This is a genomic window from Varibaculum sp. GTC20041, from assembly GCF_055387755.1.
The window spans coordinates 807099-829658 of sequence record NZ_AP041144.1 but is presented as its reverse complement, the minus strand read 5'-3'; the positions used below and the strand labels follow the sequence as shown (position 1 = coordinate 829658).

At 52.6% G+C, this 22560-nt stretch carries 21 protein-coding genes, 2 tRNA genes and 1 riboswitch; of the genes, 13 read left to right on the top strand and 10 right to left on the bottom strand.

Features of this window, described 5'->3' with window-relative positions; translation table 11 throughout:
- The first annotated feature begins 102 nt into the window (after nt 1–102).
- Entirely contained in the window at nt 103–1284 is a 1182-nt protein-coding gene (locus tag ACZ5BI_RS03520; protein WP_464895807.1) for an IS1249 family transposase, read from the top strand.
- Between the two features lie 110 nt (nt 1285–1394).
- On the opposite strand, the gene rpmF is transcribed toward ACZ5BI_RS03520, so the two are convergent.
- Nucleotides 1395–1577, bottom strand: coding sequence for a 50S ribosomal protein L32 (gene rpmF, locus ACZ5BI_RS03515; RefSeq protein ID WP_024059019.1), 183 nt, complete (start codon nt 1575–1577; stop codon nt 1395–1397).
- A 219-nt stretch (nt 1578–1796) separates the two neighbouring features.
- Here rpmF and ACZ5BI_RS03510 point away from each other — a divergent pair, with 219 nt between their 5' ends.
- The 5 genes from ACZ5BI_RS03510 to ACZ5BI_RS03490 all read left to right on the top strand — a co-directional run bounded on the left by ACZ5BI_RS03510 (nt 1797) and on the right by ACZ5BI_RS03490 (nt 7036).
- Complete coding sequence (locus ACZ5BI_RS03510) at nt 1797–2426, top strand: YigZ family protein (RefSeq protein ID WP_464896668.1); 630 nt, start codon at nt 1797–1799, stop codon at nt 2424–2426.
- A gap of 409 nt (nt 2427–2835) precedes the next feature.
- On the top strand, nt 2836–3771 hold the full coding sequence (gene cysK / locus ACZ5BI_RS03505; protein WP_316077022.1) for a cysteine synthase A: 936 nt from the start codon (nt 2836–2838) through the stop codon (nt 3769–3771).
- 8 nt (nt 3772–3779) lie between these two features.
- Nucleotides 3780–4364, top strand: coding sequence for a serine O-acetyltransferase (cysE, locus tag ACZ5BI_RS03500; RefSeq protein ID WP_316077023.1), 585 nt, complete (start codon nt 3780–3782; stop codon nt 4362–4364).
- 252 nt (nt 4365–4616) lie between these two features.
- Nucleotides 4617–5672 (top strand): DUF6308 family protein, encoded by a 1056-nt coding sequence (locus ACZ5BI_RS03495; RefSeq protein ID WP_464896667.1) that lies wholly within the window; start codon nt 4617–4619, stop codon nt 5670–5672.
- Between the two features lie 86 nt (nt 5673–5758).
- Nucleotides 5759–7036: a M18 family aminopeptidase gene (locus ACZ5BI_RS03490; RefSeq protein WP_464896666.1), complete on the top strand. Its 1278-nt coding sequence runs from the start codon at nt 5759–5761 to the stop codon at nt 7034–7036.
- Nucleotides 7037–7043: 7 nt separating this feature from the next.
- On the opposite strand, the gene ACZ5BI_RS03485 is transcribed toward ACZ5BI_RS03490, so the two are convergent.
- Nucleotides 7044–7118 (bottom strand) — tRNA-Val (locus tag ACZ5BI_RS03485).
- Nucleotides 7119–7183: 65 nt separating this feature from the next.
- Nucleotides 7184–7285, top strand: a riboswitch (TPP riboswitch).
- 18 nt (nt 7286–7303) lie between these two features.
- On the opposite strand from ACZ5BI_RS03485, the gene ACZ5BI_RS03480 reads away from it, so the two are divergent.
- The 5 genes from ACZ5BI_RS03480 to ACZ5BI_RS03460 are packed head-to-tail and all read left to right on the top strand — an operon-like array spanning nt 7304 to nt 11910.
- Nucleotides 7304–8437 (top strand): phosphotransferase enzyme family protein, encoded by a 1134-nt coding sequence (locus ACZ5BI_RS03480; protein ID WP_316086985.1) that lies wholly within the window; start codon nt 7304–7306, stop codon nt 8435–8437.
- The gene (locus tag ACZ5BI_RS03475; RefSeq protein ID WP_464896665.1) at nt 8425–9456 is read left to right on the top strand and encodes an ABC transporter substrate-binding protein; all 1032 of its coding nucleotides are present in this window, start codon (nt 8425–8427) and stop codon (nt 9454–9456) included. The genes ACZ5BI_RS03480 and ACZ5BI_RS03475 overlap by 13 nt, the downstream gene beginning before the upstream one ends.
- A complete protein-coding gene (locus ACZ5BI_RS03470) occupies nt 9453–10202 on the top strand; it encodes an ABC transporter permease (protein ID WP_464896664.1) in 750 nt (249 codons plus the stop codon). The genes ACZ5BI_RS03475 and ACZ5BI_RS03470 overlap by 4 nt, the downstream gene beginning before the upstream one ends.
- The gene (locus ACZ5BI_RS03465; RefSeq protein WP_464896663.1) at nt 10199–11005 is read left to right on the top strand and encodes an ABC transporter ATP-binding protein; all 807 of its coding nucleotides are present in this window, start codon (nt 10199–10201) and stop codon (nt 11003–11005) included. Before ACZ5BI_RS03470 ends, ACZ5BI_RS03465 begins: the two co-directional genes overlap by 4 nt.
- Nucleotides 10996–11910, top strand: coding sequence for an ABC transporter substrate-binding protein (locus ACZ5BI_RS03460; protein ID WP_464896662.1), 915 nt, complete (start codon nt 10996–10998; stop codon nt 11908–11910). The genes ACZ5BI_RS03465 and ACZ5BI_RS03460 overlap by 10 nt, the downstream gene beginning before the upstream one ends.
- Nucleotides 11911–11989: 79 nt before the next feature.
- Here the strand turns inward: ACZ5BI_RS03460 and ACZ5BI_RS03455 are convergent, their stop codons facing one another.
- The 3 genes from ACZ5BI_RS03455 to uvrB form a co-directional block, all read right to left on the bottom strand.
- Nucleotides 11990–13033, bottom strand: coding sequence for a TerC/Alx family metal homeostasis membrane protein (locus ACZ5BI_RS03455; RefSeq protein WP_278608616.1), 1044 nt, complete (start codon nt 13031–13033; stop codon nt 11990–11992).
- A 127-nt stretch (nt 13034–13160) separates the two neighbouring features.
- Nucleotides 13161–15767 carry an HAD-IC family P-type ATPase gene (locus ACZ5BI_RS03450; protein WP_464896661.1) on the bottom strand — a complete coding sequence of 869 codons (2607 nt, stop codon included), beginning with the start codon at nt 15765–15767 and terminating at the stop codon, nt 13161–13163.
- Nucleotides 15764–17857 carry an excinuclease ABC subunit UvrB gene (gene uvrB / locus ACZ5BI_RS03445; RefSeq protein ID WP_464896660.1) on the bottom strand — a complete coding sequence of 698 codons (2094 nt, stop codon included), beginning with the start codon at nt 17855–17857 and terminating at the stop codon, nt 15764–15766. The genes ACZ5BI_RS03450 and uvrB overlap by 4 nt, the downstream gene beginning before the upstream one ends.
- Nucleotides 17858–17991: 134 nt before the next feature.
- Here uvrB and ACZ5BI_RS03440 point away from each other — a divergent pair.
- Together ACZ5BI_RS03440 and ACZ5BI_RS03435 are read left to right on the top strand one after the other, a co-directional pair.
- Nucleotides 17992–18068, top strand: a tRNA-Pro gene (locus ACZ5BI_RS03440).
- A 51-nt stretch (nt 18069–18119) separates the two neighbouring features.
- Nucleotides 18120–18641 (top strand): nitroreductase family protein, encoded by a 522-nt coding sequence (locus ACZ5BI_RS03435; RefSeq protein WP_464896659.1) that lies wholly within the window; start codon nt 18120–18122, stop codon nt 18639–18641.
- A gap of 21 nt (nt 18642–18662) precedes the next feature.
- Here ACZ5BI_RS03435 and ACZ5BI_RS03430 read toward each other — a convergent pair whose 3' ends face one another.
- From ACZ5BI_RS03430 to lgt, 5 genes are all read right to left on the bottom strand, one after another.
- Complete coding sequence (locus tag ACZ5BI_RS03430; RefSeq protein ID WP_464896658.1) at nt 18663–18998, bottom strand: type II toxin-antitoxin system RelE/ParE family toxin; 336 nt, start codon at nt 18996–18998, stop codon at nt 18663–18665.
- Nucleotides 18999–19292, bottom strand: a complete 294-nt coding sequence (locus ACZ5BI_RS03425) for a type II toxin-antitoxin system RelB/DinJ family antitoxin (RefSeq protein ID WP_024059035.1) — start codon at nt 19290–19292, stop codon at nt 18999–19001.
- 392 nt (nt 19293–19684) lie between these two features.
- On the bottom strand, nt 19685–19891 hold the full coding sequence (locus tag ACZ5BI_RS03420) for a hypothetical protein (protein WP_101929702.1): 207 nt from the start codon (nt 19889–19891) through the stop codon (nt 19685–19687).
- A 293-nt stretch (nt 19892–20184) separates the two neighbouring features.
- Nucleotides 20185–21609: a pyruvate kinase gene (gene pyk, locus ACZ5BI_RS03415; protein WP_024059037.1), complete on the bottom strand. Its 1425-nt coding sequence runs from the start codon at nt 21607–21609 to the stop codon at nt 20185–20187.
- A gap of 75 nt (nt 21610–21684) precedes the next feature.
- On the bottom strand, nt 21685–22557 hold the full coding sequence (lgt, locus tag ACZ5BI_RS03410) for a prolipoprotein diacylglyceryl transferase (RefSeq protein ID WP_464896657.1): 873 nt from the start codon (nt 22555–22557) through the stop codon (nt 21685–21687).
- Nucleotides 22558–22560 lie beyond the last annotated feature (3 nt).

Here is a 22560-nt window from a genome sequence, read left to right as displayed (position 1 = left end):
TGGAACCTTGTAATTTGGGGTTTGGTTAGCTTTTTGGGCTTGTTTTCTACGGGTTGTTGACTTTCCGTGTTTTTGGTGTAGGGGTCTGCTTTTGTTTGATTTATGGGTCGTAGATCAAGCAGAAGAAAGTGTCCTACCTGCGGCGAGGCGGGTGCTAAAAGGAATGGTAGAACCAGAAAAGGACTTCAGCGTTACCGCTGTACCAAGTGCGGGGCCTCTTTTTGTAATACCCGGCCAGATATTTCCAGAAAGGCACAGCTTGACCAGTTCGTTAAATGGTTAACCGGGAAAGACGCTATAGGCGACCTGCAAGTTTCTTCTTCTACCTGGCAGCGAAGAACTAACTGGTGTTGGCGGGTTGAACCGGTAATCGTACCAACTGGGCAAATCTATGACTATATACAAATAGATGGCACCTACCTGCCTTACGGCTGGTGTCTTCTAACCGCCGTAAACAGTGGTAAAGTCCTGGCCTGGCAATGGTGCAACCAAGAGAACAAGGCCGCCTATAAACAGCTGTTAAAACGCTTACCAGAGCCCTTAATGGTTATAACTGACGGGCAAGCCGGAGCGTTAAGCGCTATCAAAGACCAATGGCCAAACACGCGCGTGCAACGCTGCCTAGTACACATAAAACGAAACATCCGTGCCCTTACAACAACCAACCCTAAAATCCCGGCACACAAAGCACTATGGGGTCTAGCCAAACGCCTGGTAACAATAAAGGATCTAAACCAAGCAGACCAATGGATAGGGCTAGTGCAAGCCTTCCATAACCAATGGGGAAAATGGTTAAACCATAAAACCTATAAAAACCAAGTACCCCAAGACCAAATACCCTTATGGATTCGCCCTAACCAGCAATGGTGGTACACCCACCAAAAAGCCCGCAGAGCCTACAACCTACTCGCCAAACAAACCAGGAAAGCAACCCTGTTCACCTTCCTAGACCCGACCCTAAACAAACAAGCCACCACCACGCTACCCGCCACCACCAACGAGCTAGAAGGCGCTATAAACGCCGCCATCAAAACCCTGATCTACAACCATCGCGGCTTATCCGAGCCCCACATGAAAAAAGCCACCGAATGGTGGTGCTACCTCCACAGCGAACACCCACTCAAACCACACCAACTAATCCAACCACACCACCTAAAACCCGACCCCAAACCAGGGCCCGAACAACCGAAACCAGGCCCGAAACTATGGGACAACGCCATCGACTACAACCCCAAATACCAAGACGGATCCCTACACATCCGCAAAGGCTGGGCAGGACACTAAACCACCCCGACACGCCCGGAAAAAGACACACAATTCGGGCATTAACCCAAAAACCATAAACGAAAGCCCCTAGCAGGAAACTGCTAGGGGCTTTTTCTTAACTTCGAGTTTTACTCGAAATCATCTGCCGGGCTGTACAGCCCCAGCTTTACGGCTTTGGTCAGGTGACGAGGTGCCACATAGGAACGTCCATCATTGCCCTTGACCGAAGTAAGCTGGGGTGCCTTGGCTTTCCAAGCAGACCGCCGAGTGCGGGTATTCGCACGAGACATTTTGCGCTTTGGTACTGCCATCACGGACTCCTCTAACTATTGCAAATAGAAAAATAACCTCTATAACTGTGCCATTTATAGCGCTAAGTTTCCAGTTTCAACCATGTGATTTGCACCGCGAGCACGCTTTATCTCGCGCGGAAAGAACAGAACCCCACCCTTTCATATTGCCGAGGACGCCCTCGTCCTAAACCTAAATACTCCCCCTCCCCCAGCCAACTATATAGATAGGATCAAGCTATGCGCACTATCTATGCCCCTGCCCGCAGCGAAATCGAGATTAAACGCTCCCGCTTTATCGCCTCCCTAGCGCGCACCGATTCTGAGGAGGCCGCCCGCGAGTTTATCGCCCAGATTCGCCGCGAGTTTCCCGACGCCCGCCACCACTGCACCGCTTTTATCATTCACCAAGATACTGGGCTTGATACTGCCCGCAGTAGCGACGATGGAGAACCGGCGGGAACTGCCGGAGGCCCGATGCTCAAAGTCTTGACCGAATCCGGGTTAACCAATGTTACCTGCGTAGTTACCCGTTATTTCGGGGGAACTAAACTGGGTACCGGCGGGTTGGTACGCGCCTATTCCGAGGCGGTGCAACAAGTACTGAAAAAAGCCCAGACCGTACGCTTGATTACCCAGCCTTCCTACCAGCTGCATTTACCGATCGGGGAAGCCGGAAAGATCGAAGCAAAACTTACTCAAAGCGGTTACCAGATCCTCGATCGGGACTTTAGCCAAGAAGCTAGCTTGCGATTCGCTGCCCCCCTAGAAAGTAGCCAATCGCAGATCGAAAGCTACTTATCGAGCATCAGCGGGAGGGAAATCAACATAGAGACCTCGCCCGATATTACTCGCGAAGTGCGAGAATAATCCTCGCCCCGCCGAGCGGATTTATTAGATCTTGACGCCACCTCGGTTAGACCGGATAGTAACGCCAGTAGCGGGCAGATGCCTGCGACTGTTTGTGCCCTGGATAGGAGCGCCCTGTAGGACCGCCCGGACATCCAGCAGTTATTCCCAAATTTTACTGAGCGCATAAAAGTTGCGACTGTAAAACCGAAGATGTTACAACTTGAGGCAAGCAAGTTTTCACGACAGATCGGAGAGGCAAATGCGTTTTCCCGCCACCTCTCGCTGTCGTCTATGTATCTAGGGGCATCTCGCCGACCGCTAAGGCGCGGGCTGTCCCTCGGGGCAACAAAGTTTTATTCTGCCCCGATTTCCAACTTTTATAACTGGATACCTCCAGTTTGTCACCGCGAATAATTTAAGGAAAAGCATGAATATCGCAAAAGACGTAACTGAACTTATTGGCCACACTCCCCTACTAAAAATCAATCATCTACTGCCAGCCGATATTGACGGCGAAGTGGTAGCCAAAGTTGAATCCTTCAACCCTGCATCTTCGGTTAAAGACCGGGTAGCTCTGGCGATGATAAACGCCGCGGAAGCCTCCGGAAAACTAAAGCCTGGTGGCACTATTGTGGAATCTACCTCTGGAAATACCGGGGTGGCGCTAGCGATGGTAGGAGCTGCCCGCGGCTACAAAGTGGTAATCACTATGCCCGAATCAATGTCCAAAGAACGCCGCGCCCTCATGCGTGCTTTTGGAGCCGAGTTAGTACTAACCCCGGCGGCGAAGGGAATGCAAGGCACCGTAGATGCCGCACAAAAAGTGGTAGCTGAACGCGAAGGCGCCATTTTGGCTTCCCAATTCACTAACCCTGCAAACCCCCAGACTCACTATGAAAACACCGCCGAAGAAATCTGGGCAGATACCGACGGTCAGGTTGACGTTTTCGTTGCCGGGATCGGAACTGGCGGCACCGTCACCGGAGTAGGCAGACGCCTGAAGGAGCTAAATCCTGATATCAAAGTCTTCGGGATTGAACCGGAAGAGTCCGCCCTGCTAACTACCGGTAAGGCTGGGGCACACGGGATTCAAGGTATCGGGGCAAACTTTGTGCCGGATATTTTGGATTCTAAAGTGCTGACTAAAGTACTTACGGTTAAAACTGAGGACGCCATCGCCATGGCGCGCGCCGCCGCCGCTAAAGAAGGGCTGCTGGTAGGAATTTCTGCTGGTTCCGCTTTGGCAGGAGCATTGCGTTTAGCGCAAAGCCCTGATATGAAAGGTAAACGTATCGTAGCTTTGCTGCCCGATACTGGCGAGCGTTACCTAACTACCCCGCTGTTTAAAGATTTCATGGACTAGGAGCGAAAATGGCGAAGCCGGAACCGACTTTAATACAACTGTGCAAAGAAGACTTAGCAGCAGCTATTAATTCGGATCCGGCTGCTCGCAACGCCCTGGAAGTCGCCCTAACCTATCCGGGAGTACATGCGGTTTGGGCGTACCGCCTGGCGCATATGTTGTTTAAGAATAATTTTAAACTTCTTGCCAGAATAGTTTCGTCAATTTCCCGCAGCTATACCGGGGTGGATATTCACCCGGGCGCCCGCCTAGGTAGGCGTCTTTTTATCGACCATGCCAACGGAGTAGTAATCGGGGAAACCACTAAGATCGGTACCGATTGTGTACTGTTCCACCAGGTAACCTTGGGTGGGGTATCAATGTCGAAAGGCAAACGGCACCCCACCCTCGGGGATCGGGTGATGGTGGGTGCCGGCGCCAAAGTGCTCGGCCCCATCCACGTGGGCTCGGATGCGCGTATCGCTGCCAATGCGGTAGTGGTACGCGATGTGCCTGCCGGATGCTCTGCTATTGGGGTTCCCGCACGGGTATCTCCCGGCTGCAGCCAGCAGAAGACCTCTGAACTGATTATTGACCCTACCTTGTTTATCTAAGGGCTAGCAGCGGCTCAAACCGCCGAAGCTGACCGCTGCTGGCGGCGGCGTCCTCGAAAAGTACTCTTGCGAAGACACCGCAGCTAAGTGACTAACTAGCACACGCTCAGGTTTCCCCCAGAGCGTAAGGACAGGCAAACCGGGTGAAACCAGTTTAACAGTGGATTAGAAAGTTCTTCTTGGTGAACGTATTGCCCCGCCTCCCTAAGTCTTCGACTACAATTTAGGAAACAAGCTACTTGCGGAGGGAACATGATTACCAAGGTTCCGGAAATAGTCGCCGGAATAACTCGTGGAGACGCCGATACCTGGGAGCGGGCACGCGTTTTACTGACTGACTACTACTGTCAAAGAGATAATCCCCGGATTACTTTGTTTTCCTTAACCTCAAAGTTTCCTCCCAGTTTTCCCTTGCAACCACAATTGGAGTCCAGCTCTTGGGAGGGAGCCTGCAACCTGCGAGATTGCGATCTGCTAGCGCTTGCAAATCTAGATCTTCAGGTGGACAGTAAGGGCTTAGACCAACTTTTTGCTTCCGAGCCTTTGCCGGAACTAATGTCTCAGATCCCGACCGACGCCCAGTTAGTAGATATTGCCGATCAGGTTTTAGAAACTGAGACCGGACCACTCGCACAGATTTGGACGGCACTAACTAAAGATCCGCTGGTGTTAAAACCCAAGGCGGCAGCGGCGCTACTTGCGCGGCTACGTCCGGCGGCGCTCCCGCTTTTCACTAAGGATGACCGCCGTCCCTGGGGAGAGATTTCGGATTATGTGCAGTTTTGCCAAGATCTTCATGGTTTGTTGCTAGCTGAACGCGGGCGGTTGGCTCACCAGCTCTACTATCTGCGAGAATCTTTGGAACTGCCCGAATGGGTTTCCCAAATACAACTATTACAAGCGTTAGTATTCGCGGAATATCAAGAACAGCGGGCAGCCGAAAAAGAGCGGATCCGCCAGGAAAAAGCAGCTCGCCGCCAAGAGAAAGCGGAAGAAAAACTGCGTAAAAAACTGGCTAAGCGCACCAAGAAGCAGCGCAAGAAAATCGCGAAGCAACAGGATGCTCGGAGTAAAGCTCAAAAGCTGGCCGAGGAAAAAGCCGAGCAAGCTCAACGCGAAGAAGATGAATCCAGCGGCCAGGAACGCCAGGGAATAATAGCTGGCTCAGATCCCAGGCACTTGGGTTCCGAAGAACCTGCAGATCTGGGGAACTCGCGCGCGGCTCGCAATCGACGCGGACGCCACGTGCGGGGCGAGGACGGCGATGACGGTTTTATTTCCACTGACCCGGTCTCCTTACCGCGTTAAGCAATCCAGTTCATTTTCCTGCCCCTTAGCTAGCGGCCGCAGCTAAGGGGCAGGAACTTTTTAACCCTCCCCCTTAAAATGAAACTATGACGAGTTTTAATCTGGAAACCTACTCCCAAGGTTTAACTGACTTTATTACTGCTTCTCCTTGCGCCAGTTTCGCTGCCCGCACCTTGGCCGATATCTACCGCTCCCAGGGCTTTAAACCAGTAGATGCCACTAAACCTTGGCCGCGCGGTGCCGGACGTTACTTTTTATGCCGCAAAGGCGCCCTCATCGCCTGGATGGTACCTACTGGATCCCCCAAGGGATTCCGCATAATCGGCAGCCATACTGATTCTCCGGCCTTCAAACTAAAACCTACCCCTGATAGTTTTAGTGCCGATGGTTGGGGGCAGCTCAACATAGAGATCTATGGGGGAATGCTCCCTAACTCCTGGCTAAACCGGGAACTGGGCATCGCCGGGATCGTCTATGACCGAACTGGAAAATCCCACCTGGTGCGTACCGGGCCGATCGCTACTATTCCCCAGTTAGCTCCCCACCTGGATCGGGAATCCGCGAATAAACTGGAATTAGATCGGCAGCAACACTTGCGTCCCCTCTGGCAGGTAGGGGGATCCTCTCGCAATATTTTGGAGGTAATCGCTGGGCAAGCTGGCCTTGCCGGAGCCGATGAGATCTCTAGTCACGAGCTCTACACTTTCGATACTCATGCCCCGCAGCGGCTGGGAACTACCGGAGAATTCTTGGCATCGGCTCGTCAAGATAATCTGCTCTCGGTCTATAGTGCCACGAGGGCATTATTGAGCCTTGCTGACGCGGATTTTTCGGGAGAAAATATTCTAATTAGTGCCGCTTTTGACCATGAGGAAGTAGGGTCTCATACCGAAACTGGGGCTGCCGGACCATTACTGGAACAGGTGCTGCGTCGCTGCGCCCGCGCCACAGGTGAACCGGAGGCCTTTGAACGGATGTTGGCCGCGTCCTCGTGCCTATCCGCCGATGTTGCCCACTCGGTAAACCCCAACTATCCCGAAAAACACGACCCTGATACCCGTCCGGTGATGGGATCTGGCCCGGTACTAAAGCTCAATGCTTCCCAGCGTTATGCCACCGATGCTGCCGGCTGGCATATTTGGGAGGACGCAGCTAGGCGCTCCGGGGTTAAGACTCAACGCTTTGTGTCAAAGAATACAGTCACCTGTGGGTCAACTATCGCGCCGATGACCGCTACCCGCCTGGGAATCACCACTATTGATGTGGGAGTTCCGATTTTGTCGATGCATGCTGCCCGGGAAATGTGTGCACTTAGTGACCAGATTCAAATGACGAAAATAATGCGGGCTTATCTACAGAAATAACTGCTAATGGTGGGCCATACTGGTTTCGAACCAGTGACCTCTTCCGTGTGAAGGAAGCGCGCTACCCCTGCGCCAATGGCCCTTGAACTCAAACCACGTTACCGGATTTTGAGGGCGCAATCCAAATTCGCCGCCCTTCTGGTACCCTACTTGTAGCACGGGAGCTTTCGAGCTGAGAGGAAGCAAAACGCTTCGACCGTTACACCTGATCCAGGTAATGCTGGCGCAGGAAGCTGGTTCACCTGTGCACGGATATAGGAGGCACAGATGGATCGAGATCAGCAGCTGGAAGTGGTAAATAACCAGTGGCCACCCCTTTCGGCCAGTCAAGCCGCTGAAGTCCTGAGGGAAATCCCGGAATTTCACGAGGAACGAATCGCAAGTCTTACCCCTTCTTCTCGGCCTATGGCTGCCGCTTGCCTAGTTACTACCGTTAGCGGCAAACAAGTATTTTTAAAACGCTACCACCAGAACTTGGTGACCGCGGCTGAGCTAGAAACCAAACACTCCTTTGTCAACCAACTGACCGCCCAAGGTTTCCCCACCCCGCGTTTTTTCTGTTTTAACCAAGGAGCCAGCACCCTCGCCGCCGGAGAGTGGATTATTGAGGCCTCCGCGGGTGCGGCCGGGCAAGACCGCTACCGTGACCTGCGCTCCTGGCTACCTCCAAAAACTAGGCAAGAGGCCGTGGAGTTGGGCAGACTTGCCGCCCGACTCCGTATCGCTAGCCAAAAAATTCTACCGCCGCCCCTGGAGCCCGGCCCCTATCAAAACCGAATAGAGCTCCTGCTGGGTGATCCGCTGCCAAAGCTAGGAAGTTATTTAAATGAGCATCCGATGCTTGCTAACCATCTGAAAGAAACCGGACGCGATTTCGCGGCCGCGCTAGCGCCTTTGCGTCCTTTTGCGCAATCTCTTGCCCGCTTAGCCCATTCTCCCCGCTATTTCACTCACGGTGACCTGCATGTTTCTAATACTTTTTGGGAAGGAAACAGCATTTCGTCTCTGATTGATTTCGGGCTCGCTTGTCCCAATCCCCCACTTTTTGACCTGGCAGTACTACTGGAACGCCACAGTATCGACTGGATCAGTATTACCGAGGGGAAAACCGATAGTTACTGGCCACAGGTCGCTGGCGACTTGCTAACCGGATACGGGCAGGTGTTCTCCCTCTCCCCGGAGGAAATCGAGATGCTCGGCGCTATGATCGCTCTTTGTAACGTGGAGTTTTCCCTTTCTGCCATCGAATACGATCTGCTGGCACCGATTGATCCACAGATCAAAGACTGGGCCTGGAATATCGGATTCCAAGGTCATAGCCAGTGGTTCCTGACCGGGCCTGGCCAAAAGTATTTGTCCCTTATCAACCAACTAGCGAAAGAAAAAGCATGCGAAGAATAGCTACCGCTTTAGCCTGTGCCCTGGCTCTAACTCTGGCAGGGTGCGCCACGGGATCTAGTTCCGCAACTAGAGATCCCGAACTAAAGAACACTTCGGTTATTTTGGACTGGACTCCTAACACTAACCACACCGGGATCTATGTTGCCCAAGAAAAAGGATTTTACCGCGAAGCCGGACTAAACGTAAAAGTAATGGGCTTTTCTAAGAGCGGCGTGGAATCAGTCATGACCGCCAAAGGTGCCGATTTTGGCTTTTCCGGAACCGACTCGATTGCCTCGGCGAAAGCCTCCAACTTGGGGATCAAGATGGTGTTCAACCTGCAACCAAAGTCTTCCTATATGGTGGGATTTTTGGATAAGGCGAATATTCAGCGTCCCCGAGATTTAGATGGCAAGACCCTCGCTGACTTCGGCGGCGGATTCCAACATATTGCCACCAAAATGCTGATCCAAAAGGACGGTGGCAAAGGTGATTTCAAAAAAGTGGTCGCCGGTGCCCAAACGCTGCAGGCAGTGGAACAAGAACGCGCTGACTTTGCGGAACTTCTGTCTACTTGGGAAGGCATCGAGGCCGAGCAGAGCGGGTATAAGTTACGCTATTTTGATTACGACAAGTACGGAGTACCCACTACCCCGGCGTTGCTGGGAATTTCTACCCGTGCAGACCTAATAAAAGAAGATCCGCAGCTGGTGGGCTCCTTCGTGCAAGCCACCCAGAAAGGCTACCAGTGGGCAATAGACCATCCCCAGGAGGCTGCGAAAATTCTGATGGATGCTAATCCCCAGGCAAAGCTAGATGCAAAACTAGTTAACGCCTCCCAGGAGAAGCTTTCCAAAGAGTATTGGCCAGATGCGGCCGGCACTGTGGGGCATGCCGATATAGATAAGTGGCAAAGCTACTTAGACTTCATTATTGAGCAGAAGCTAGTTACTGACGGTGATGGAAAACCCTACACCCAAAAAATCTCCGCGCCCGAAGTAGTAACCAACGAGTTCCTAGCCAAAGCCGCCAGTAAATGAAAGCAAGCTCGCGACTAGTCGCTGCCGGACTGGTTCTGTTAACCCTGCTTTTGTGGGAGGGAGTTTGCCGCCTGGGGACAGTTAACCCCAAGCTGCTACCTGCCCCCACTGTGATCATTAAAGCCGGGGTTGCGGACTGGCCGGCGGCCTGGCAAGCCACGCAAGTAACCCTCATAGAGGTAGCGGCAGGCACCTTGCTGGCAATTGTCTGCGGGGTGGCGATTTCTTTTGCGCTATGGAGAGCCAAAACTTTCGGCAAAGCCGTGATGCCTCTGCTGGTGATCTCCCAAACTATTCCGGTAGTAGCTATCGCTCCCCTGCTGATAATTTGGTTCGGATTTGGCATGACCTCAAAAATCCTCCTAGTGGCGTTATTTGGAGTTTTCCCGATCATCGTCGCTTTTACTAAAGGCTTGGCGGCTCCCTCACGCGACCAGATTGATGTAGCGCGTTCTTTAGGTGCCTCCCCTGCCTGGATTTTCTCCCACTTGCGAATGCCGGCAGCCCTGGGGGATTTTATTACTGGACTGCGCATCGCGGTCACCTACGGGCCGGCCACTGCCGCTACCGCCGAGTTCGTGGGGGCGGAGAATGGTTTAGGAATTTACTTGCTTACTGCCCAAGGATCTTTTCGGACGGAACTAGTGTTTTTTGGAGCCGGGATCCTAACGCTAATGACTTTGGCAGCTTACTTACTAGTGGGACTAGCAGAACGCATCTTGATTCCCTGGAAGAAGGCAAAATGAGCCTATTGGAACTATCAGCGGTAACGAAGAGTTTTACTAATCCACCTCTGACCGCTTTAGACAACGTGGAGATGACTATAGCTAAGGGAAAGATAACCGCCCTGGTAGGGCCATCAGGTTGCGGAAAATCTACCCTGCTACGGATAATTGCGGGTCTTAGTTCTCCCTCTCAAGGCAGCCTGGCCTGGTCAGTAGATAATCCCCTAATCGCCCTCATGCCCCAACGCGATGGACTATTTTCTTGGAACACCATCGAAGACAATGTGGCACTGCCCTTACGTATTCGGGGAGTCCCCCGCAAAATAGCCCGCGAGCGCGCCCGCGCCCTCCTCTCCCAGTTCGACCTGCAACAGTTTTCTGGAGCCTATCCAGCGCAGCTTTCAGGAGGAATGCGTTCGCGAGTAGCCTTTTTGCGCACGATGCTGGCCAAACCTACCTTAATCGCCCTAGATGAACCTTTCGGGGCGCTTGACCAGATAACTCGGAGCCACATGCAACGTTGGCTCTGGCAAGCCACTCGCAGCCGCGATTTAACTCTCCTGCTGGTCACCCACGATATTGCCGAAGCGGTCACCCTAGCTGACCGGGTGCTGATGATGTCGGAGCGACCTGGTCGTATTATCAGTGAAATTCCGATTGAGATTCCGCAGCGGGAGGAATATTTATCAGCAAATTCAGTGGGAGCTACCGGCAGTTTTAGTCACGGAACCGGACTGCGCACCACCCCAGATTTTGTGAAAGCCTATCAAGAAATCGAAAACGCCCTCTGGGGCATTGAAAATAGGGAGGAAAAATGGATTTAACTCGAATCCGCTTGGAATATGTCGTTACTTGGCCTAATCACGCTGGCTTATTCGTGGCTCGCAAGAAAGGCTGGTATCAAGAGGCAGGCCTAGATGTTGATATTTCTTGGGATGGTTTCGACCGCGGCACTCCCGCACAGCTGGCCGCCAAAGGAGAGTTTCAGTTTGCCTCAATTAGGTTGGGAGAGCTGCTGGAAACCCGCCATAGCGACCACCCTTTCGTAGCCGTCGCTACCTTTAATCAAAACCAGCTAGGTGGGGTGATTACCCTTAAAGAGAAAGGGATCAGCCGTTTTCGAGATTTAGAAGGAAAAACCGTCTCGATTCCTCCGGTAAAGCGCCTTATCCAGATGGTAATTGAAGCCGTCGAGAAAGATGGCGGTGATTTCTCTAAGGTCAAGGTAATGGATCCGGGAGTATTCGAACCGGATATTCGCGCAGTTGAAAAAGGCAAATATGACGCGATTTTCAATGTCTTAGGCTGGGAAGCCTACCAGGGTAGTAAACCGTTCTCCGAGGTAGTGCAGCTATCTTTTGACGAAGTGGAGGTCACTCCCCACCATGCCTATTTCCTGTGCGTAGAGGAAAACTATCTGCGCAGCCACGAGGATCAAGTGCGCGCCTTCCTGGCGGCTACCAGTCGCGGCTATGATTTTGCCCGGGATAGCCAGGCAGAAACTGTAAATATTTTAGCTTCCACTATGTGCGCCAGCGAAGAGGACGTATTAGAGGCCTCCCTTAAGTTCATGGCGCCCTCTTGGCATGCTCCCTCCGGGCGCTGGGGTGAGATGGATGCCGAAATAGTGCGTTCCTACACCACGTGGATGAGCGAACACGGCTTTACCACCGCGAGCCTAGCGGACGTGGAGGGTGCCTACACTAACGATTACCTACCCGAAAAATAGCATCCCCACCTATAGATTTCGGCTCGGATACCTAAGGTTTTTGGAACACTAGCAGGTATCCGAGCCGATTTCTTTGGTATTAATCCTTTTGCGGGTTAGCTTTCTGGTGCCGCTTAGAGTACCAGATCGATAGCAGCGCGGTTCCTACTAGGACAACTAAGATATATCCCATTGAAAAACCGATAGAGGGCTCCGGAATAGCTGCTGCCCATTTGTCTATCCCCCAGAAGGGCGCCTCGTGGGCGGCGTGGATAATCAGTTTTACCCCGATGAATCCTAAGATCAAGGCCAGGCCGTAATGTAGGAATGCCAGGCGCTCTAAAAGCCCATCTATTAGGAAGAACAACTGGCGCAGTCCCATCAATGAGAAGGCGGTAGCGGCAAACACAATAAAGGGGTGTTTTGTCAGACCGAAGATCGCGGGAATGGAATCAAAAGCGAACATTAGATCCGCCGATCCAATAGCTACGATAACTAAGAACATGGGGGTTACGTAGGTTTTCCCGCGGTGACGGTACAGCAGTTTCGCTTCCCGGAACCCTTCAGAGACGGGGAGCACCCGGCGCACCAGGGTAGTGAACTTGTTCTCTTGATATCCCTCGCCAGAATCCCCCTCGTCCTCTTTGGTTATCCCTTCCCGCGCCTGACTGATCGCGGTGTAGATCAAGAACAGTCCGAACAGGTAAAAGATCCAGGCGAATTGATTAATTAATGCCGCGCCGATCAGGATAAACGCCAGACGCAACACCATTGAGATTATGATTCCCAGCATGATCACTTTTTGCTGGTAGACCCGCGGAACCTTAAATCCATTCAAGATGATGATGAAAACAAAGAGGTTATCCAAGGATAGCGACCATTCGGTGATCCAACCAGCCCAGTATTCTACTGCCAGATTCAGATCCCATTGCAGCCACACCACCAACCCAAAGGCGGCCGCAATCGCCATATAGATACCTGACCAGATGGCGGCCTCTTTAATTGAGGGTTCGTGGGCTTTACGGACATGTCCGCGAAAATCAAGCACCAGTAGAGCAAGAATAATGATAGCTAACAGTAGCCAGTTCCACCAGTGAATTACTTCATGGCCGGGGACGGCATTAAGCGTAGGCATCAGACCCATGCAGCGTTCTCCATTTCGTTGGCGTTGTCTATGCTCAGGTCTTCTTCCGCCTTTTCAGGCCGAACCAGCCGGGCATAATTGCCGTGATGACGACTGGCCTGTTAATGGAAGTACTCCCCTTCCGGATTTACTTTCTTAGTCTAACGTGTTTTAGCCGCAACCCCGAACCGTGATCCGGCCAGTGCCGCCGTTCCCAAAAGGTGCCGATAAGCGCCAACCCCGCGAGGGAGATGATGCTACAAAACCCTACTACCAGCCATTGCGTAAAGCTTAAGACCTGCAGAGCAAAGAAGTCGCGAACCACGGGCACGGTGATTGCCGCCAGCACCAAAGCAATCATGGCTGTGAGCAATCCCCCACGCCAGCTAGACAGTGGCTGTGACAGGATCGCCAGTAGTCCCAGCGCCCCAATAGCCAGGACAATAGTGGCAGCCGAAGTGGCCACCTCCGTCCTATCTAACCAAAGGTAGGCTCCAATCGAAGTGGATCCGCACAATAATCCTGCCGGCAAGGCGAGCTGACCTACCCGGCGCAAAAAACCGGGGCGATAACGCCGGTTCGAGGGCGCCAATGCCAAGAAAAACGCGGGGATTCCGATCGTGCTGGAAGAGATAAGAGTCAGGTGGCGAGGTAGATAAGGGTAACGTATCCCTAATACCCCCACTATCAACGCCAAAAGGGCAGCATAGGTAGTTTTAGACAGGAACAAGGTAGATACCCGCTCCATATTTCCCAGCACGCGACGCCCTTCTCCCAGCACCTGTGGCAGAGCCGAAAACTTCGAATCTAGCAATACTGCTTTCGCCGCGGACTTGGTGGCTTGCGCGGCATTACCCATCGCAATCCCCAAATCCGCGTCTTTTAACGCCAGGGCATCATTGACCCCATCTCCGGTCATCGCCACGCATTTTCCGCTAGCTTGTAAGGCGTGCACCAGCGCCCGTTTCTGCTCCGGAGTCACCCGCCCAAATACCCGGTGTTCTTTAAGGATCTGGGCAATTCCTTCCTCGTCCTCGGGAAGCTTCCGCGCATCAAACCCGGTAGTTTCCACCCCGAGCCTGCCGGCTAAAGCCGCAACCGTGACCGGGTTATCCCCGGAAATAATCAGAACTTCTACCCCTTCTTCCCTAAAGAAATCCAGGGTTTGCGCCGCGTCTGCGCGTAAACGTTCAGTGAGCACGATTAGGGCACTCAGTTGTAGGTTTGCCGGGAGAGCCGGATTCTGCGGGGAAATCTGCTCATTTTCGCTGCGTGCCAGAGCCAGCACCCGCGACCCTTGCTGCGCCCAAGTAGCGGTTTGTGCTTGGGTGGGAAGGTCTGCACCCAACACGATTTCGGGAGCGCCCAGCACCCAGGTATCACCCGCGCTCACCACCGCTGACCATTTACGAGCCGAATCGAAAGGGATTAGTTGCGGGTTTTCAATGTTTAAGGTCGGTTTTTTTAGGTCGCTATCGAGGCGTTCATAGATGGCCGCCGAAGTGTCATTTTCACGTTCTTTAGTCAAAACCGCTAAGGCCGCCTGCGCGGTTAAATCCAGCTTACCAGCAGAAACTAGTTCCTCTCGCTCGGGTAGGACAAAACCGCGCGCCGCAATCTCACCGGTAGTGAGAGTGCCGGTTTTATCTAAGCAAAGAGTGTCTACCCGAGCTAATACTTCTACCGCGGGCAGCTCTTGAATGAGCACTCCTTGCCTAGCCAGTTTTAAGGAAGCTGCCGCAAAGTTAACCGAGGTGAGCAACACCAGGCCTTGCGGAATCATCCCCACGATACCGGCAACTACTGCTACCACCACCGGGCCAATATTGTCCCAGGTGACTTCGCTTAGTCCTCCCAGATTACGCAGCTGCGCCACCGCCAACAGCACGATCACCAGGGGAAGACAATAGGTGATTACCGTCAGAATCTTATTGATTCCCTCTTCCAGCTCCGAATGCGCCATTTTAAATTTCTTGACCTGGTTAGCCATCTCATTAGCCCAAGAGTGGCTGCCCACTGCACTGACCTTTACATAGCCATCCCCCGCAACTACGGCGGAACCGGAAAAAACTTTCTCTCCTACGCCGCGAGGACGAGGAATTGACTCTCCGGTTAGGTTGGATTCATCTAGGTAAAGCCCGCCAGTACTAACAACTTCTCCGTCGGCCGGTACCTGATCACCGCGCCGCAACAATAAGAGGTCTCCCTGCACAATTTGGCGGGGTGAAATTGCCTGGCGCTTCCCCTCCCTGATCACTTGAATCGGGTTTTCCTGGAGGATACTGATCTTTTCTAGCACTCTCTTGGCGCGAAGTTCTGAAACGATACCGGTGAGCGCATTAACCACCATCACTATCCCAAAAACCGCATCCGCCCAATGCCCAAAAATCAAAGTAACCACAATGCAGACGCCAAGAATGGCATTAAATAAAGTAAACACATTGGCGCGCAGAATCTGGCGGACGGTGCGGGTGGCGCGGGGAGTGAATTGGTTAGAAAGCCCCTGTTTGGTTAGAGTCGCAACTTCTTTCTGGCTAAGCCCGCGCAGCCCCTGAACATCATTTAAGTCCTGGCTCCCGGCTCTCGAGCGATCCGAGGCGTTGAGGGGGTCAGTATCGGCAGATTCAGGTATGGTTTGGCTGCTGCTTGCCCGGGGATCACCTTTCGTAGCAGCGTTTTTCGCAGCGGCTATTTTCGAGGAGGCGGTTACCCCGTCCTCGTCTGCCGGTACTGCTGGCTTGTCCGGTACGCTCAATTCGCCTCCCTCATTTGTCGTAGTTCTTTCTTTAAATCTTGCACTTCGTCGCGCAGACGCGCTGCCACCTCGAACTGTAACTGCCGGGCGGCCTCTTGCATTTGCGCGGTGAGCTCCGCGATTAACTCCGCTAGGCTGGACTCATTTTGATTCGCCAGCCGCTCGCGCACGTCCTGTCCGGTCTGCCTACGGGTCTGCGCATCTGGCCCACTACCCGCGCCCCGATATCCAGTTCCTAGTAAGGATTCGGTATCAATTTCTTCGCGTGCCAACATATCGGTAACATCCGCGATCTTCTTACGCAGCGGCTGGGGGTCAATCCCGTGCTCGCGGTTATAGGCCAGCTGTTTGTCTCGCCGCCGTTCGGTTTCCTCAATCGCTGCCCGCATCGAGTCGGTAACCTGATCGGCGTACATATGTACTTCCCCGGATACGTTACGAGCCGCGCGCCCTACGGTTTGAATCAGGGAAGTAGTCGAACGCAAAAACCCTTCCTTATCGGCATCCAGGATCGAAACTAGTGACACTTCCGGCAGGTCTAGGCCTTCTCGCAGCAGATTAATCCCGACTAGCACGTTAAATTTGCCCATCCGCAGTTCGCGCAGCAGCTCTACCCGCCGCAAAGTATCCACATCCGAGTGCAGGTATTCCACCAGCACTCCCCGCTCGGCGAGGTATTCGGTGAGGTCTTCGGCCATTTTCTTCGTCAAGGTCGTGACCAACACTCGCTCGTTCTTTTCACTGCGAACCAGAATTTCTTCCATCAGGTCATCGATTTGACCTTCGGTGGGTTTAACCACGATCTTGGGGTCAACGAGACCGGTGGGGCGAATGATTTGTTCGACCACTCCATCGGAGCGCTCCATTTCATAAGGGCCGGGGGTGGCAGATAGGTAAACGGTTTGCCCAATGCGTTCTTGGAATTCTTCCCATTTCAAAGGCCGGTTATCCATCGCTGAGGGCAGGCGGAAACCGTAATCCACCAGGGTGCGTTTGCGAGACATATCCCCATGGAACATGGCTCCAATCTGGGGAACCGTCACATGCGATTCATCGATTACCAGCAGAAAGTCCTCGGGGAAATAGTCGAGGAGGGTGTTGGGAGGGCTACCGGGCCCGCGCCCATCAATATGACGGGAATAGTTTTCAATACCGGCGCAGGTACCGATCTCCCGCATCATTTCCAGGTCATAGGTAGTCCGCATCTGCAAGCGCTGTTCTTCTAAGAGCTTGCCTTGCTCACGGAAGTATTTCAGCCGCTCGCCTAGTTCGTCCTCGATACTGTCGAGGGCGCGTTGCATCCGCTCCGGGCCGGCCACATAGTGGGAGGCGGGGAAAATAAACACTGAGTCTTCTTCCTCGATTACTTCCCCGGTGATGGGATGCAAGGTTGCCAAGGAATCGATTTCATCCCCAAACATTTCGATACGGATTGCCATTTCCTCGTACATGGGAATGATGTCTATAGTGTCTCCGCGCACCCGGAAAGTTCCCCGCGTAAACGCCATATCGTTGCGGGTGTATTGCATGGTGATAAAGCGTTTAAGTAGTTCATTACGCTCTATTTGCATTCCCACTTCTAAGGGCACCATCCGCGCCACATATTCTTGGGGAGTACCCAGGCCGTAGATGCAGGAAACCGAAGACACCACGATTACGTCCCGGCGAGTGAGCAAAGAGTTAGTGGCAGAGTGGCGCAGCCGCTCGACCTCGTCATTTATAGAGGAATCTTTTTCAATATAGGTATCGGACTGGGGCACATAGGCTTCTGGCTGATAGTAGTCATAGTAGGAAACGAAGTATTCCACCGCGTTATCGGGAAAAAGTTCGCGCAGCTCTGCCGCCATTTGGGCAGCCAGGGTTTTATTGGGCTCCATTATTAAGGTGGGACGCTGCACCTGTTCTACCAGCCAGGCGGAGGTTGCAGATTTTCCAGTCCCGGTAGCCCCCAGGAGAACAATATCCTTTTCACCGTCATTAATCCGCTGGGTAAGCTGCGCGATTGCCTGGGGTTGATCTCCGGAAGGCTCATAGGGCGCTTTCACTTTGAAAGGTTTTTTAGCGCGGCGCAGGTCTAGTTGCTCACTCACCTTTCCAGTCTACTAGGGACGGAATCCGAGGGCGTTTTTAGGCTAGTTTTTTCAGCTTGGTATTTTAAGCGTTAAGAATCACGTCTGGGTGATTTGCTGGGATAGCGGCGGGAAAGATAAGATTTTGGAGGTAACGGGCTGTGGCGCAGTTTGGTAGCGCACTTGACTGGGGGTCAAGGGGTCGCAGGTTCAAATCCTGTCAGCCCGACCATTTATTTTTAGTGCTAGTACCGTTTTCAGGGTGGCTGGCTATGATAGAAACATGACTGAAATTTCTAAAATCATTAGGGACCGCTGGAGTCCGCGCGAATATGATCCTGACTTTTCGATTAGCAGCGAAGAAATGAACCAGATTTTAGAGGCAGCGCGTTGGGCGCCCTCGGCAATGAATACCCAAGAATGGTGGTTCGTGCCGGGAATCCGTGGCGATAAAAACTATGAAGTGTTGCGCCGGGCAGTAGCCGGTTTTTCCGATTGGGCACTTGACGCCTCCGGGCTGATTCTTAACATTCATCAGGAATATCCTTCTCGGCACGGCCTAGATTTCGGTCCCTACGATTTGGGTAGTGCGGTGCAGAATATGCTTTTGCAGGCCGAAGCTATGGGGCTACATATGCGTCCGTTTGCCACTTTTGATCGGGAGCTAGTTAGCCGGGAGTTCGAGATCGCCGCCCCCTATGTGCCCTTCACGATGTGTACCGTAGGTAAAGCTCCCGCCGGCCTCACTAAAGAGCGGGAACGCAAACCGCTGCAGCAGCTACTGTGGGAAAACCACCAGGCTTAATCCGGGAATGCCGTATCGTTGTTACCCGGTTTCATCTGCCTTTCTTAAGGCGGCTAGCTGGTCACGTTTACCGTAAATAACATTGAGGACGTAAACGCAGTTCGAATCGGTATCTACGCGGTAGTAAATCAAGAAATTCTTAGCCGCAATGCAACGGATTCCTCGACTGTGCCAAGGCTCATCCGGGATGGGCGCGAAAACTGTTGCCAGGTATGAGAGTTTTCCGATTTCGGCGCGCAACAACCTCAGATAATCCCGCGCTACGTGTGGAGATAGCAGTTCCTGGGCAATATATTTACTTAGTTCTATCAGATCATTCTCAGCGTCAGGAGTAATGAGAACCTGGAACGACTTCACCTAAAGTTCCTTTTCCAACTCATCAAATACAGAGTTGTAGTCCCGCCCTTGACCAGATAAAGACTGCGAATAGCTGCGTGCAAGTTTTGCGTTCAAGTCATCCGTGGTCATTTCATCAGCAGTTATAAAATTTTCGGGAAGAGCCAGACTAAAAGGAACTGCGCGTTGCAATATGATTTGGCGATACAGCGAATTAATTACCGCTGAGGTGGAGATTCCCAGCTGATCGAGGATATTTTCAGCAGCAGTTTTAACATCTTGCTCAACACGCGCACTCACAGTCGCATTTTTCATACCTATCACCCTCCAGAATTATTGTAATACATAGTTCTGCAGTCTGCGATACATCGGCAGAAAATCCACGAAAGGACGACCAGGAAAGCAGCTACATTGAGCAGGATAAAAGCGGACTGTGCCGCAAAGACAGACTCAATCTCTAACCCGATTTCCTTCTGCCTCAAACGCTAGAACAGTTGCTGGGGAAAAACCATCAGGCTTAGGGCGTAGAACAATACCCGCTTTAACCGGCGAAACTGGGATCGGCGTAGCCGAAACCAGGGGCTAGTAGCTCACCAGCAAGATCTTAAAAGAAAATCAGATTCCCCCGCGATAGTCTCGCGGGGGAATCTGATTGCTTAGGGCGATACCTTAGAAACTCGGTTTCTAAGGTCGCTACCGGCACCCTCTTAAGCTGCCGGACGTAGCTGCAGACCTAGATACTGGGCGGCACGAGCGCGCAGCGTTTCATCTGCGAGAGCCGCGATTGCTTCCCGTACCCGTTGGTCTTGGCTAACGTCTGCAAACCAAGGGCTGATCGCATCCGAAATCGTGTTAATCAGCAGATTGTTTGCTTGACGGCCAGTGCCTGCTTCAACAATATTGAATTTTTCCATCTTGATACTCCATTCACTTCTTCATCTCACGGGGTTGGCACATGGTTCGTACCGGTAACCCCGGGGTTCCAAAAGAACCCTGCCTGTTGTGGCCAACTTCAGCACACCATAAAGGTGGCAGGCAGTCAACCAAATTTCCGAGAAAACTCGAAAACTTCAACAAGCGTTTAACTTTAGTTCACCATCCAGATATTGTCAATCTTGGATCGTCAACTCCCTGCGCGCCCCGAGGCCGAATACCTGGAGGCAGCGCAAAAACACTTTTCCCGCCCTCGAGAATGAGCAGTAAAGCACTAGCGATAGTCGGTTTCTAACCCTACCGTATGAATCCGCATCGAGTTAGTAGAACCCGTCACCCCCGGAGGCATACCGGCGAGGATAATTACCTGATCCCCTCGCTTAGCTAATCCTTGCGCTTGCAGAACCTGATCAACTTGCCAAATCATATCGTCAGTGTGAGTTACATAGGGAACCCGGTAAGTGCGAATTCCCCACGAAACCGCCAGCTGATTCCGGGTGGATTCCAGCGGCGTAAACGCCACCATTGGGATTGGGGAACGCAGTCGGGACATGGTGCGCGCGGTCGCACCTCCCTGCGTGAACGCGATCATAAATTTCAGATCCAGCATTTCCGCTGCTCTGGCAGCCGCGATTGAAAGCACCCCAGCTCGATCATGATCATAGGTGGTAAGAGGAGCGATCCGGTCTCCCCCGTTTTCCTCAACATTAGTAATAACCGAAGCCATCAGACGCACCGCATCAATCGGGTATGCCCCCACCGAGGTTTCCCCAGACAGCATTACCGCATCGGCTCCATCCAAAATCGCGTTAGCACAGTCAGATGCTTCAGCGCGGGTAGGACGCGGGTTATGAATCATAGAGTCAAAGACCTGAGTAGCCACGATGACCGGCTTCGCGTACCTTCTGGCCAGCTCGATCGCTCGCTTTTGCACCAAGGGCACCGCTTCTAGCGGCATCTCTACCCCCAGGTCACCGCGCGCCACCATGATGCCGTCAAAAGCCTGCACAATCTCCACTATGCGTTCGACTGCTTGCGGTTTCTCAATCTTGGCGATAACAGGGACATGGACTTCCTCTTCATCCATAATCCGCTTCACATCAGCAAAATCATCGGCGCTGCGCACAAACGAAAGCGCAATAATATCGGCACCTTGCTGCAGTGCCCAACGCAGATCGTCTTCATCCTTTTCTGAAAGTGCCGGCACAGAAACTGCTACCCCCGGCAAGTTAAGTCCCTTATGGTCGGAAACCACCCCAGGTACTTCTACCTCGGTAACTACATCTGTAGCCGTAACTTCTTTTACCCGCACCTGCACGTTTCCGTCATCAATCAAGAGGGCATCTCCGGGAGTACAATCCCCCGGTAAACCTTTGAAGGTAGTCCCCACGATTTCTTTATCCCCGGGAACATCGCGAGTGGTAATCGTGAAAATATCACCCTTTTCTAGGGTCTGCGGGCCAGCAGCAAAAGTCTCTAAACGAATCTTGGGGCCTTGCAAATCTACTAACACCGCAATTGCTTTACCGGTTTTCAGTGCCACCCGCCGAATATTACCAATCGTAACCTCAGCTTCTTCTTGGCTGCCGTGTGAGCGGTTAATCCGCGCCACGTTCATCCCAGCTTCAGCTAGTTTTTCAATTTGGGACGGGGAATTTGTTACCGGTCCTAACGTACATACAATTTTCGCTCTGCGCATACCTCTATCCTAACGAGTTCCTCAGTTCTTTCCACTTAGTCGGAAGCTAGTTGGCTCACGCTTGATCCAACATACCTAGACAGAGGTTGATTTATCGCCGCCCGCAGCAGATATTTTCCTATCCTTTTGCGGATTAGCTTCCTGCTGTCGGGGGAAGTTCTGGCGATAACACCAAATTGCCAAGGCTACCCCCAAGATGAACATCAGCACCGAAGTCCAAGCATTTATTCGCAAACCGAGGAACTGATTTGCCTGATCCATCCGCAGGCTCTCTACCCAAAAACGCCCCAGACTATAGGCGCACAGATAGAATCCCATCATCATGCCGCCACGCAACCGAAAACGTCGTTCTATCCACAGCAGCGCCCCGATCGCTGCTAGATTCCACAACATTTCATAGAGAAAAGTCGGGTGGAAAGTAGCATACTGCTCAAAGCCTAGCGGACGATGTTGCAGATCAATTTGCAGCCCCCAAGGCAAAGTAGTCGGCCTACCAAAAAGCTCCTGGTTAAAGTAGTTTCCTAAACGACCAAAAATTTGCCCTACCAAGATAGTAGGCGCAATAGCATCGGCTACCGGAGCAATTTTCAGCTGCCGATGCCACAAAACCAGACAGGCAGTGATGGTGCCGGCAATCACCCCTCCCCAGATGGCCAGTCCCCCATGCCAGATAAGCGGGATTTCTTTAGGATCCCCCGTAGGACCGAAATAGTCTTGCCACTTACTCAACACATGGTAGATCCGGGCTCCAATAATGCCCATGGGAACTACCCAGATCGCCAAATCCACGATTAACTCTGGATCACCTCCCCGGGCTTTATAACGCCGCGAAGCCCATAGGCAGGCCAAAAAAATACCGGTAAGAATCGCTAAAGCATAGGCACGCAGGGGAATCGGCCCTAAATACCAGACACCTTGCGCGGGAGAGGGAATAAAAAACGGGTTCATCCC

Excerpts from the sequence above, each read along its gene's own strand:
- ACZ5BI_RS03475 (WP_464896665.1), top strand. The coding sequence starts at position 8,425 with ATGCGAAGAATAGCTACCGCTTTAGCCTGTGCCCTGGCTCTAACTCTG.
- ACZ5BI_RS03420 (WP_101929702.1), bottom strand. The coding sequence starts at position 19,891 with ATGGAAAAATTCAATATTGTTGAAGCAGGCACTGGCCGTCAAGCAAAC.
- ACZ5BI_RS03455 (WP_278608616.1), bottom strand. The coding sequence starts at position 13,033 with ATGGGTCTGATGCCTACGCTTAATGCCGTCCCCGGCCATGAAGTAATT.
- ACZ5BI_RS03480 (WP_316086985.1), top strand. The coding sequence starts at position 7,304 with ATGGATCGAGATCAGCAGCTGGAAGTGGTAAATAACCAGTGGCCACCC.
- ACZ5BI_RS03520 (WP_464895807.1), top strand. The coding sequence starts at position 103 with ATGGGTCGTAGATCAAGCAGAAGAAAGTGTCCTACCTGCGGCGAGGCG.
- rpmF (WP_024059019.1), bottom strand. The coding sequence starts at position 1,577 with ATGGCAGTACCAAAGCGCAAAATGTCTCGTGCGAATACCCGCACTCGG.
- ACZ5BI_RS03470 (WP_464896664.1), top strand. The coding sequence starts at position 9,453 with ATGAAAGCAAGCTCGCGACTAGTCGCTGCCGGACTGGTTCTGTTAACC.
- ACZ5BI_RS03435 (WP_464896659.1), top strand. The coding sequence starts at position 18,120 with ATGACTGAAATTTCTAAAATCATTAGGGACCGCTGGAGTCCGCGCGAA.
- cysK (WP_316077022.1), top strand. The coding sequence starts at position 2,836 with ATGAATATCGCAAAAGACGTAACTGAACTTATTGGCCACACTCCCCTA.
- ACZ5BI_RS03495 (WP_464896667.1), top strand. The coding sequence starts at position 4,617 with ATGATTACCAAGGTTCCGGAAATAGTCGCCGGAATAACTCGTGGAGAC.
- pyk (WP_024059037.1), bottom strand. The coding sequence starts at position 21,609 with ATGCGCAGAGCGAAAATTGTATGTACGTTAGGACCGGTAACAAATTCC.
- ACZ5BI_RS03510 (WP_464896668.1), top strand. The coding sequence starts at position 1,797 with ATGCGCACTATCTATGCCCCTGCCCGCAGCGAAATCGAGATTAAACGC.
- ACZ5BI_RS03425 (WP_024059035.1), bottom strand. The coding sequence starts at position 19,292 with ATGAAAAATGCGACTGTGAGTGCGCGTGTTGAGCAAGATGTTAAAACT.
- cysE (WP_316077023.1), top strand. The coding sequence starts at position 3,780 with ATGGCGAAGCCGGAACCGACTTTAATACAACTGTGCAAAGAAGACTTA.
- lgt (WP_464896657.1), bottom strand. The coding sequence starts at position 22,557 with ATGAACCCGTTTTTTATTCCCTCTCCCGCGCAAGGTGTCTGGTATTTA.
- ACZ5BI_RS03490 (WP_464896666.1), top strand. The coding sequence starts at position 5,759 with ATGACGAGTTTTAATCTGGAAACCTACTCCCAAGGTTTAACTGACTTT.
- ACZ5BI_RS03465 (WP_464896663.1), top strand. The coding sequence starts at position 10,199 with ATGAGCCTATTGGAACTATCAGCGGTAACGAAGAGTTTTACTAATCCA.
- ACZ5BI_RS03460 (WP_464896662.1), top strand. The coding sequence starts at position 10,996 with ATGGATTTAACTCGAATCCGCTTGGAATATGTCGTTACTTGGCCTAAT.